The sequence below is a fragment of the Flavobacterium sp. genome (assembly GCF_043720215.1).
Lineage (GTDB): Bacteria > Bacteroidota > Bacteroidia > Flavobacteriales > Flavobacteriaceae > Flavobacterium.
Genome location: NZ_JAYSSZ010000143.1, coordinates 1 through 10,955, shown reverse-complemented (window position 1 = coordinate 10,955; position 10,955 = coordinate 1). Strand labels below are relative to the sequence as shown.

The following is a 10,955-nucleotide window of genomic DNA, read 5'->3' as shown; positions in this document are numbered from 1 at the left end:
AAATTGCAAGCACTTCTTTTGAAGCTGATAAAAAAACTTTTAAGATATACGATCCTAGACCTTTTAATATTAGCACTTTTTATAATCATGTTACTTGGAGAGGATTTGTAGAAACTAAGATTATTCCGAAAACGGAAAGTGTTTTGCAGATTTCGCAAAGTGATATTATACCTAGATTTGATTATTTATTTAATTATAATAACAGTCTGTATTCTGAGTTTAAAGCCACTATGCTAACGGCTTCGATACAATGGAATCCGTTTAGTAAGTATATGCAAACGCCAAATAAAAGGATTGAAATTGAAAAGAAATACCCTCGTTTTACATTTCAATATTCGAAAACTATTTCGAATCTTTGGCAAAATGACTTCAGTTTTGGTAAAATAGATTTTAGATTTGATTACCAAAAAAAGTTTAACTCAAACCATAAATTACTATTTCTTTTTGAAGGAGGTTATGCTTCAGGCGATATCCCTATAACGCATGTTTACAATCATTCGCCAAATAATTTGAATAAAGATAAAATCATACAACGCATCACATTTGCAGGAAAAGATAGTTTTGAAACCATGTATTTCAACGAATTTTTCTCTAGTAGATATGTTTTTTTTCAGCTAGAACATGAGTTTCCTAAATTTGAAATTAGCAAAAGAATAAAACCCGTTTTTTCGGTAGTTACAAAATATGGTTTGGGAAGTTTAGAAAATGCAAATCAACATCTAAATATTAATTACAAAACTTTAGAGAAAGGATTTCTAGAATCAGGATTCGAACTGAACCAAATTTATAGAGGATTAGGATTAGTTGCATTTTATAGATATGGTCCAAACCAGTTGCCTAGTTTTGAAGATAATATTGCTATAAAACTCAGTATTAAAATAGATTTAGGGTTTAATAATTAGAACCGAAGGTAAATTACTTAACCAAACACTTTGAGAATCAACTAATTTTTTCCAACTCTCTAAACTAATTACCATTAGATCTTGTTTGATTAAAAACGATTTCAAAATCTGATAATCGCTAACTAAAGTAATGTTGTCTGGATATGTTTTTTCTAAAGATTGAATGGCATTTTTTATTAAAAAATTATTTTCAATTTGATTATTTATATCAATAATTTTAACTTTAGAATTGTTATTATAAACAAACTTCTGAATGTAGTCAACTAGAAAAGCATCTTCTGTTCCAAAAAAAGGAACAAAAATCTTGTCGGTATAATTCAATTCATTATCTACAAGGATACCTATCGGCATTTTGTTTTTAGCAATAATTTGACGTGTTCGCTCATCAAAAATTGAATTGGCAAACAAGCCTTCTTTCCCCGTAATTTTATCTAATAATCTATCTGGATTTATAATTCTTGTGGTAAAACCTAACACTTTACCAAGTAAGGTTCCTTCAAAAATAGATTTTCCTAAACCTACTAATAATAAATCAAATTCTCCTTGATGGGCAATTTCTGCGATATCAGTTTCAATATCGATAGTTGCTTTAAAAATGGTATTTATCTCTTGGTTTAATACTTCAGACTCTTCAAGAATTGGGATAAATGTTTCTTTTTCGTATTCTTCAAGGTTAAAACCATGCATTTCATCACTTACAGACAAATGCATCGCTGTAATGGTCGAAATATCTTTTTGCTTTTTGACTAAGCTATTAGCTAATCGAAGTAATGATTTCCCTTTTTCGTAATTGCCAAAAGAAATAAGAATTTTATATTTGTTTGTATTAAGCTCATTGTCAATAACTAATGTATCTTTCGATTTAAAAATATAATTAATCAAGTCTAGTGCTGGTCCAGTCATAAATGTGGTGACTAAAGCCATGATTACCATCATAGTAAATATTTCGGAAGTAAGAACGCCTAAATCATAACCTATGTTTAATACAACCAGTTCCATTAATCCTCGTGTATTCATTAAGGCTCCAATAGTTAAACTATCCTTCCAGCTTTGTCCCACAAATCTTGCAGCAAGTGCACTTCCAACAAATTTACCCACTACCGCAACCAGAATAATAAATCCAGTAACTTTCCATAAAAAAGGATCATTAAGTAAGCCAATTTCTGTACGCAATCCAGTAAAAACAAAAAATAATGGAAGTAAAAGTATTAAAGCAACATCTTCTACTTTTTCAATAAAAATATTTCTAAATTTAGAAGTATCAGGCATGATTACACCTGTCATAAAAGCGCCAAAAAGTGCGTGAATTCCTATTACTTCAGTTAAATAAGACGATATTATAAGTGTTAAAAAAAATATAGCAACTACCGATTTACTTAGGTTTTCATTGTTAGAATACAAATCGCCTACACGTTTGAAAAATGGTTTTACAATAAATAACATTAATAAAACATACAAAATCGCTAGTCCAATAACATAAAGTGAGCTTGCAAATGTTCCTGCTTTTACAATAGCAATAACTGCGGCAAGAATGCACCAGGCTGTAATGTCATCTGCTGCGGCACAAGTAATCACAATACTTCCTAATTTTGTTTTATGAATACCTCTCTCTTGAACAATTCTGGCAAGAACCGGAAACGCAGTGATACTCATAGCAATTCCCATAAATAAACTAAATGATAAAAACTCGATGCCTTGAGGAGCAAATTTGAAATATACATAATAAGCCAAACAAATTCCTAACGCAAAAGGGATAACAATACTGGCATGACTTATAACAACTGCTTCGTTTGCTTTGTTTTTAAGAACTTTCAGATCGAGTTCCATTCCTATAACAAACATGAAAAGGATTAGCCCAATTTGGCTTAAAAATTGAAGATTACCGAGGGATTCTACAGGAAATAAAGCAGAAGAAAATTCTGGGAAATACATGCCAACAACAGATGGACCAAGGAAAATCCCTGCAATAATTTCTCCAATTACTGAGGGTTGTCCAATTTTTTTGAAAATCCATCCAAAAAAACGGGCTACAATAATTATAGTAATAATTTGCCCTAATAAAATCGCTAAAGGATGTTGTAAGTTATGCAAAAGGGATTCTAAAAACTGATTCCATTCTGTGTGTTTAGTTGAAGGAGTAATGATTCGTCTTCCTATCTCTAGGTTTTTACCTTGACCAACTACCCAATACATTAAAGCCGTAAACACTCCAGTTACGGTAAAGTAAAACAATGCATTTTTTAGGTTTTTCATAAAAAATAACGAAATTATCAGCTTTATATCTTGCAAAGATGACAAAATTCACCTACAAATAAAAACATTAAATAAATTAATAAACTAAAATTAATATTATGAATACAAACTCATTAAAAGTTTTAGTTTAAACTGCTAAACTTTATAGGTTTTAATTACCTTTGTTTTCCATTTTAGGTTGTATGAAAAAAATGTTAAGTATCGGGTTTTGGGAATTTATCGCCCGAGTTATTCTAAGAAATAGAATTGTTTTTTTATCAGGAATTGTATTAATTACAGTGCTGTTTGCCTTACAATGGAAAAATATCAAATTTACACAAACCGAAGCCAATCTTATTCCGTTTGATGATCAGATAAATGTAGACTACAGATCTTTCTTGAAAAACTTTGGAGAAGAAGGAAATCTTGTTGTAATTGCTACAAAAGACCCCAAATTATTTACTCCGAAAATTTATAAATCTTGGGAGAATTTGATGACTAACATTCAATCTCATAAAGAAGTTGATTTAGTTATTTCTATCAATAATTTAAAAAAGTTAGTTAAAAATGATTCACTCGAAACTTTTGAATTAATACCATTAATTAATAAAAATAAGATTCAAGATGGCGTTTATTTATCTCAAATAAAGTCTGAGTTGTTAAATAAACTCCCATTTTACGAAGGGTTGTTATTCAATAAAAAATCTGGAACTATTCGATCTGCAATTTATTTAGATAAAAAAATAATTAATACAAAAACAAGAAAAGATTTTGTACTTAATAAACTGATTCCTGAAATAGAAAGGTTTGAAAAACAAACTGGTGTCGATCTTCGCACATCAGGAATGCCTTACATTCGAACATTGAATGCAAAAACAATCCTTGATGAAATAGGTTTGTTTATTGGTGCAGCATTATTAATTACAGGACTTATTTTTTTCTTTTTCTTTCGATCATTTAGAGCTACAATAATATCATTAATCATCGTAATTGTTGGTGTTATGTGGTCTTTCGGATTGCTAGGATTATTGGGTTATGAAATCACGGTTCTAACTGCATTAGTTCCTACTCTTGTTATTGTTATAGGGATTCCGAACTGTATTTTCTTGACCAATAAATACCACCAAGAATACAAAATTCACGCAAACAAAGCCAAAGCCTTGCAGCGTGTTATTACTAAAACTGGAACGGCTACATTAATGACAAATCTGACAACCGCATTAGGATTTGCAACATTTATTGTAACAAATAATGTTTTGTTAACTGAATTTGGTGTGGTAACTTCTATAAACATTATTGCATTGTATGTTTTGTGTTTAATCATTATTCCAATATTTCATAGTTATATTCCAGCTCCAATCCCGAGACATTTAGGACATTTAGAACGTGAATATCTTACCGCTTTTATGAATTGGATTTTGAGAACAGTAAAGTACAATCGTGTAGGTGTTTATATTACTTCTATTTTACTTCTTATTCTTGGAATAATAGGAATTTATGAAATGAGAATCTCGGGAAGTATTATTGAAGATATGCCCAAAAAGACTACTTTTTTTGATGACATACGATTTTTTGAAAAAGAATTTGATGGCGTAATGCCACTAGAAATCATGATTGACACCAAACACAAAAAAGGAGTCATGAAACTGTCTATATTAAAGCGAATGGAAGAATTGGAAGAAACAATTCAAGAAATTCCTGAGCTAGCAAAACCACTTTCAATAGTAAACTTAGTTAAATATTCGAAACAAGCCTATTATAATGGGAATCCAGAATATTACGAATTGCCAACGCAACAGGAACAAGCTTTTATCTTATCGTATGCTAAAAATGCCACACAGAATTCGAAAGAAAACCTGATGAAAAGCTATGTCGATTCTACAGGCCAATTTGCTAGAATCACGACTTTTATCAAAGATGAAAATGGTGAAAAAATGAATGCTATTGAAGCGCAAATTCGAGCCAAAGCAAACAAATTATTTCCTTCACCACGATACAATGTTATCATTACAGGAAAAGCATCGGTTTTCCAAAAAGGGACACAATATTTGTTAAACAATTTGTTGTCATCATTAGCTTTTGCATTTCTAATAACTTCTTTGTTGGTTTTAATAATGTTTCGCTCAATCAAAATGGTTTTAGTTTCATTGATTCCAAATTTATTGCCGTTACTACTTACAGCGGGATTAATGGGATTTTTAGGAATTCCGCTAAAACCATCAACCATATTAGTATTTGGGATTGCTTACGGACTTTCTGTCGATGATACATTACGTTTCTTGGCACAATACCGATTAGAATTAGCCAGAAATGATTGGAAGATAAAAAAATCTGTAATTGCTACGTTTAACGATGCTGGAATTAGTATGTTTTACACCTCGATTGTATTGTTTTTTGGTTTTTCAGTTTTCATGTTATCCAGTTTTGGTGGCACCGTGGCACTTGGAGGATTGGTTGCTATAACACTGTTTTTCGGAATGTTGTCTAACTTGGTTTTGCTTCCAGCACTCGTGTTATCATTAAACAAAACATTATCAAACGAACAAGAATTTAGACAACCTACAATAGATATTCTTGAGCATACTGATGAAGAAGTAGATGCTTTAGAAAGGAAGAAATAAATTTGTTTGTATTAAAAAATAAAAAAAATGAAAAAATTAATCTTATTCGGAGCTTTTATATTCTCATTAAATATATCTGCACAACAAAAAACACGTTTTGATAAAATAGACAGTTTATTGGTTCATCTAAACCAAAACAACAAATTTATGGGACAAGTTTGCATCCGAGAAGCTGGTAATATAGTTTTCGAAAAAGCCTACGGATTCTCAGATGTAGAAAACAATATAAAGGCAAATAAAAGCACTAAATACAAAATCGGCTCTATTACAAAGACCTTTACAGCTGTAATGATAATGCAGTTAGTAGAAGAAAGAAAATTAAAATTGGATACAAAATTAGCAAAGTTCTATCCTCAAATCTCCAATGCCGACAAAATTACCATTCATGATTTATTGCATCATCGCACAGGAATTTTAGATTTTATAAATGGAGATACAACTGTAAATGTTTATCAAAAAGTTTCTAAACAAGAAATGATAAGCAAAATAACAGCTTATAAACCAGTATTCGAACCCAATTCCAAATTTGAATACAGTAATTCTAACTATTATATACTAGGAAGAATTCTAGAAGATGTTTCCAAAAAAGATTATGAGACAAATCTAACAGAGAGAATTATAAATAAACTGCAATTACATAACACATCTATCACATCATCTGATAGCGAAAGTAAATCGTATAGTTATACTGACAAAAAATGGACTGTCAATAAAGAATGGGATATGTCACAAGCTTTTGGGGCAGGAAATATTTCATCAACAACGGCTGATTTAACTTTTTTTCTTGATGCTATTTTTAATGGAAAATTAGTAAAGAAAACTACAGTAGAAGAAATGATAAAACTAGAACAATCTTATGGTAAAGGATTAGTTACTTTTCCGTTTGGCGAAAGAAAATTTTACGGACACACAGGTGGAATCGAAGGATTTAGAGCTGTTGCAGGATATTATCCTACAGAAAAAACAGGAGTTTCTCTAATTGTAAATGGAGATAATTATAACAGAAATGATATTATGATTGGTATTTTAAGTATTTATTACAAAATGCCTTATCAATTTCCAAACCTAACTACATTTGAAGTAAGTAAAGATAAGTTAAGTAGTTATGAAGGTGTTTATTCATCAAGTCAATTACCTATAAAGATTACTATAAAAGTTGATAAAGGACAACTAACCGCACAAGCAACCGGGCAAAGTTCGTTTGGATTAAATCCAATTAGCAAGACCGAATTTGTGTTTGATCCTGCAGGAGTAAAACTTATTTTTGAAGGGAAGAATATGACTTTAAAACAAGGTGGAGGACAATACCTTTTTACTAAAGATTAAATATGTTTAGAATGCAAAAAATATTTTTTCTATTATTCCTTTTTACAATATCTGTAAGTTGCAAAAAAGAACAGCCAGTAATAATTCAAGAAGAAAAGCTTGAAATTCCCGCTGTAACCCCGGAATTAGCCGAAAATGCAGTAATTTACGAAGCAAATATTCGTCAGTATTCACCAGAAGGGACCTTTAATGCGTTTGCAAAAGATATTCCTAAACTTAAAAAGCTAGGTATAAAAATCCTTTGGCTTATGCCAGTTCACGAAATTGGAATCAAAAAAAGAAAAGCGAAAATAAATGTATCAATCGAAGAAAATACAGATTCTATAGAAAAGAAAAAATATTTAGGAAATCCATATTCTGTAAAAGATTATAGAAGCATCAATCCTGATTTTGGAAACAAAGCAGATTTCGAAAAATTAGTAAAAGCGGCTCACAAAAACGGAATTTATGTTATTTTAGATTGGGTTGGTAATCACACAGCTTGGGATCACGCTTGGATTACTCAACGTCCGGAATATTATACACATGATAAAGAAGGAAATATAGTTTCACCTTACGATTGGACAGATGTTGCCAAATTAGATTATAAAAATCAAGGTCTTCGTCTTGCGATGCTCGAAGAAATGAAATATTGGCTAAAAGAATTCAATATTGATGGTTTTCGATGCGAACTTGCAGCTGAAGTTCCTGTAGATTTTTGGGAAAAAACTAAAATTGAATTAAATAAAATTAAACCAGTTTTTATGCTCATGGAAGCTGAAAAAACGAGTTTAATGACAAACGCATTCGATATGCAATACGCTTGGAAAATGCATTATATCATGAACGGAATTGCAAAAGAAGAAAAAACGATTGCAAGTTTTGATAGCCAAATGGTGTTAAATGATTCTTTGTGTGAAAAAGATGATATTTATATGAACTTCATTTCAAATCACGGAGAAAATTTCTGGAACGGAACCGAATACGAAAGAATGGGAGAATCTGTAGGAGTTTTTACAGCTCTTACATATCTAATACCAGGAATGCCATTAATTTATAGTGGACAAGAATATGATTTAAAGGAGAGATTAAAATTCTTTGAGAAAGACACCATTCCGCACACAGTGGGAAAAATGATGACTATTTATGAAAAATTAGGGAAGCTAAAATCAGAAAATCCAGCTTTAAATGGCGGAAAAAACCCAGCCTCATATCATAGAATTTTAACTTCCGATGATTTAAAAATTCTTGCTTTTGAAAGAGAAAAATCAGGAAATAAAATCATTTTTTTGAGTAACTTAACTAAAACAAATACTGTTTTTACGGCTCCAATAGAAGGAATATTTACAGATTATATGTCTGGACAAAAAATAACATTCGCAAAAGATCAGAAGCTAAACCTCAAACCATGGGAATATAAAATTCTAATTGCAGAATAAAGTTTAATTTTAAAAAAACCTTTTAGTAAAGGCGTTTTTTATACTTTTGATTTATGCTAAAAATAGGACATCGTGGTGCTAAAGGGTATGTTGCCGAAAATACTTTGGCTTCGTTTAAGAAAGCGTTAGAGCTAAGATTAGATGGAATCGAACTAGATGTTCATTTGAGTTCCGACGCAGAAATTATGGTTATTCACGACCAAACCGTCAATAGAACTACAATTGGGAATGGTTTTGTAAAAGACTTCACTTCTGTGGAATTAAAGCAATTCGGAATTCCAACTTTAATCGAAGTTTTAGATCTAATAAACCAAGAATGCTTTGTTAATATTGAAATTAAAGATGCCAAAACAACGAAGTTAGTTGTTGAGTTAATTCAAAATTATTCATCTAAGAATCACTGGAATGTCGAAAAATTTATAGTTTCTAGTTTTGATTGGACAGTTTTAAAAGAAATTTCGCAGTTAAATTCTAAAATTAAAATAGGTGTTTTAACTGAAGATATTATAGATGAGGCAATCGCTTTTGCCAAAGAAATAAAAGCTTTTAGTATTAATCCCTATTTTAAATTATTAACTATCAATATTGTAGCAAGAATTCAAAAGGAAGGATTTCAAATTCATACTTGGACCGTAAATTCGTCAGAAGATATTACCTTTGTCAAATCATTGAATGTCGATGGTATCATTTCAGATTTTCCAGATAAAATATAATGAATTCAAAATACGACATAATTATTGTTGGTGGTGGTGCTGCAGGATTTTTTACAGCTATAAATATTGTTGAAAACAATCCAAAAACTAAAGTTGCTATTCTAGAACGAGGTCAGGAAGTTTTAAGCAAAGTAAGAATATCTGGTGGTGGTCGTTGCAATGTCACACACGCTTGTTTTGTGCCAAACGATTTGGTTAAATTTTATCCTCGTGGCGAAAAAGAACTTCGTGGTCCTTTTCATCAGTTTTGCTCTGGGGATACTATCGATTGGTTTGAAAAACATGGTGTCGAACTCAAAATTGAAGAAGATGGACGCATGTTTCCTGTTTCTAATTCTTCACAAACCATAATCGATTGTTTTCTGGAAGCTACGAAAAAACTCGGAATCAATATTTTATCGGGTCAAAGTGTACAGTCTATTTTTAAAAGTGATACTTTCTGGAAAGTTGAAACCAATCACGAAACATTTGCCTGCAAAAAAATAATAATGACCACAGGAAGTAATCCTAAAATTTGGGAAATGCTTCAAAACTTAGGACATTCAGTTGTCGAGCCCGTTCCGTCTTTGTTTACTTTTAATATTAAAGATGCGAGAATTAAAGATTTAATGGGACTTTCGGCATTGGCTTCTGTCAAAGTCAAAAACTCAAAGCTTGAAGCTTCTGGACCTTTACTTATTACACATTGGGGATTGTCTGGGCCAGGAATTTTAAGGCTTTCAGCTTGGGGAGCTAGAGAGTTGGCTGACAAAAAATACCAATTTGCTATTGTTGTCAATTGGCTTAATGATAAAACATTTGAAGAAACAGCAATAACTTTAAGAGAATTAAAATTGGAACATTCGAAGAAAGCCGTTTCTAAAAAATCGCCATTTGATATTCCGAACCGATTGTGGGAAAGTATTGTTTTAGCTTCTCAAATTGATATTGAAGCAAAATGGGCAGATTTAACAAAAAATCAACTTACAAATTTGACTAATCAACTCACCAATGCGGAGTTTCAAGTAAATGGAAAAAGCACTTTCAAAGAAGAATTTGTAACTGCTGGCGGGATCGATTTAAAAGAAATAAACTTCAAAACCATGGAAAGCAAAATCTTATCTGATCTTTATTTTGCAGGAGAAATTGTAAATATCGATGCGATCACGGGCGGGTTTAATTTTCAAAATGCTTGGACAAGTGGATTTATTGTAGCGAATTCAGTTATAGATAATTAATCTTTTAGATTGGGTAATTTATAAGTCAAATTTAAACTTCTAAAAAACGATTCTAATTTTTTCCAATCTTCATTAGATCTTAAGAATGTTTTTTGGTTTATATTTATTCCTTTGCTAAATTCATAGGTTTCACATCCAAAACAAAGATCTATAAACTCCCATTTTTTATTGATGAGAATAAATATAGTTTGATGAGGGTCGAAACAAGAATGACCCCAATTTTCTTCATTTGTTTGATTAGAAATAATACTTATTAATTCATTCCTTGAAAAGGAATTTAGAATAATTTTTTGTTTAATAATTTTTTTATTGGGTTTTTCTGATTTAATTATTCCGCTATAAATTGCAGCTAGGATATACTTTCCCTTTCTGTTATTAACGACTCTTAATTCACTTCTCCTTTTTTCACTTTCACTTTTTGGTTTTCTGTAAATTTGCATCCTTAAATCCTCATGACTCGTAAGCATGATTTTATCCGCGGATTTAATAATGTTTATTAAGGAATCATTCTTTATTTGGCTAAAAC

8 protein-coding genes are annotated in these 10,955 nt (G+C 30.9%); 6 read left to right on the top strand and 2 right to left on the bottom strand.

The annotated features are described in order from the left end of the window. Window positions 1-902: DUF5686 family protein (locus ACHZC3_RS06630; protein ID WP_394759087.1), on the top strand; the 902-nt coding region annotated here is incomplete at its 5' end. Here ACHZC3_RS06630 and ACHZC3_RS06625 read toward each other — a convergent pair. Then, window positions 885-3,155, bottom strand: coding sequence for a cation:proton antiporter (locus ACHZC3_RS06625; protein ID WP_394759086.1), 2,271 nt, complete (start codon window positions 3,153-3,155; stop codon window positions 885-887). The genes ACHZC3_RS06630 and ACHZC3_RS06625 overlap by 18 nt on opposite strands. A 182-nt stretch (window positions 3,156-3,337) precedes the next feature. On the opposite strand from ACHZC3_RS06625, the gene ACHZC3_RS06620 reads away from it, so the two are divergent. Genes ACHZC3_RS06620 through ACHZC3_RS06600 form a run of 5 tightly spaced genes read left to right on the top strand, consistent with a single transcriptional unit; the run spans window position 3,338 to window position 10,429 of the window. Continuing rightward, a complete protein-coding gene (locus ACHZC3_RS06620) occupies window positions 3,338-5,755 on the top strand; it encodes an RND family transporter (protein WP_394759085.1) in 2,418 nt (805 codons plus the stop codon). A gap of 27 nt (window positions 5,756-5,782) precedes the next feature. Beyond that, entirely contained in the window at window positions 5,783-7,081 is a 1,299-nt protein-coding gene (locus ACHZC3_RS06615) for a serine hydrolase domain-containing protein (RefSeq protein ID WP_394759084.1), read from the top strand. Between the two features lie 11 nt (window positions 7,082-7,092). Then, entirely contained in the window at window positions 7,093-8,499 is a 1,407-nt protein-coding gene (locus ACHZC3_RS06610; RefSeq protein ID WP_394759083.1) for an alpha-amylase family glycosyl hydrolase, read from the top strand. A gap of 53 nt (window positions 8,500-8,552) precedes the next feature. Next, the gene (locus tag ACHZC3_RS06605; protein ID WP_394759082.1) at window positions 8,553-9,212 is read left to right on the top strand and encodes a glycerophosphodiester phosphodiesterase; all 660 of its coding nucleotides are present in this window, start codon (window positions 8,553-8,555) and stop codon (window positions 9,210-9,212) included. After that, window positions 9,212-10,429 carry an NAD(P)/FAD-dependent oxidoreductase gene (locus ACHZC3_RS06600; RefSeq protein ID WP_394759081.1) on the top strand — a complete coding sequence of 406 codons (1,218 nt, stop codon included), beginning with the start codon at window positions 9,212-9,214 and terminating at the stop codon, window positions 10,427-10,429. The genes ACHZC3_RS06605 and ACHZC3_RS06600 overlap by 1 nt, the downstream gene beginning before the upstream one ends. Here ACHZC3_RS06600 and ACHZC3_RS06595 read toward each other — a convergent pair. After that, window positions 10,426-10,955 (bottom strand): hypothetical protein (locus ACHZC3_RS06595; RefSeq protein WP_394759080.1); only part of this gene is annotated, 530 nt, incomplete at its 5' end. The genes ACHZC3_RS06600 and ACHZC3_RS06595 overlap by 4 nt on opposite strands.

Excerpts from the sequence above, each read along its gene's own strand:
- ACHZC3_RS06600 (WP_394759081.1), top strand. The coding sequence starts at position 9,212 with ATGAATTCAAAATACGACATAATTATTGTTGGTGGTGGTGCTGCAGGA.
- ACHZC3_RS06605 (WP_394759082.1), top strand. The coding sequence starts at position 8,553 with ATGCTAAAAATAGGACATCGTGGTGCTAAAGGGTATGTTGCCGAAAAT.
- ACHZC3_RS06620 (WP_394759085.1), top strand. The coding sequence starts at position 3,338 with ATGAAAAAAATGTTAAGTATCGGGTTTTGGGAATTTATCGCCCGAGTT.
- ACHZC3_RS06610 (WP_394759083.1), top strand. The coding sequence starts at position 7,093 with ATGCAAAAAATATTTTTTCTATTATTCCTTTTTACAATATCTGTAAGT.
- ACHZC3_RS06625 (WP_394759086.1), bottom strand. The coding sequence starts at position 3,155 with ATGAAAAACCTAAAAAATGCATTGTTTTACTTTACCGTAACTGGAGTG.
- ACHZC3_RS06615 (WP_394759084.1), top strand. The coding sequence starts at position 5,783 with ATGAAAAAATTAATCTTATTCGGAGCTTTTATATTCTCATTAAATATA.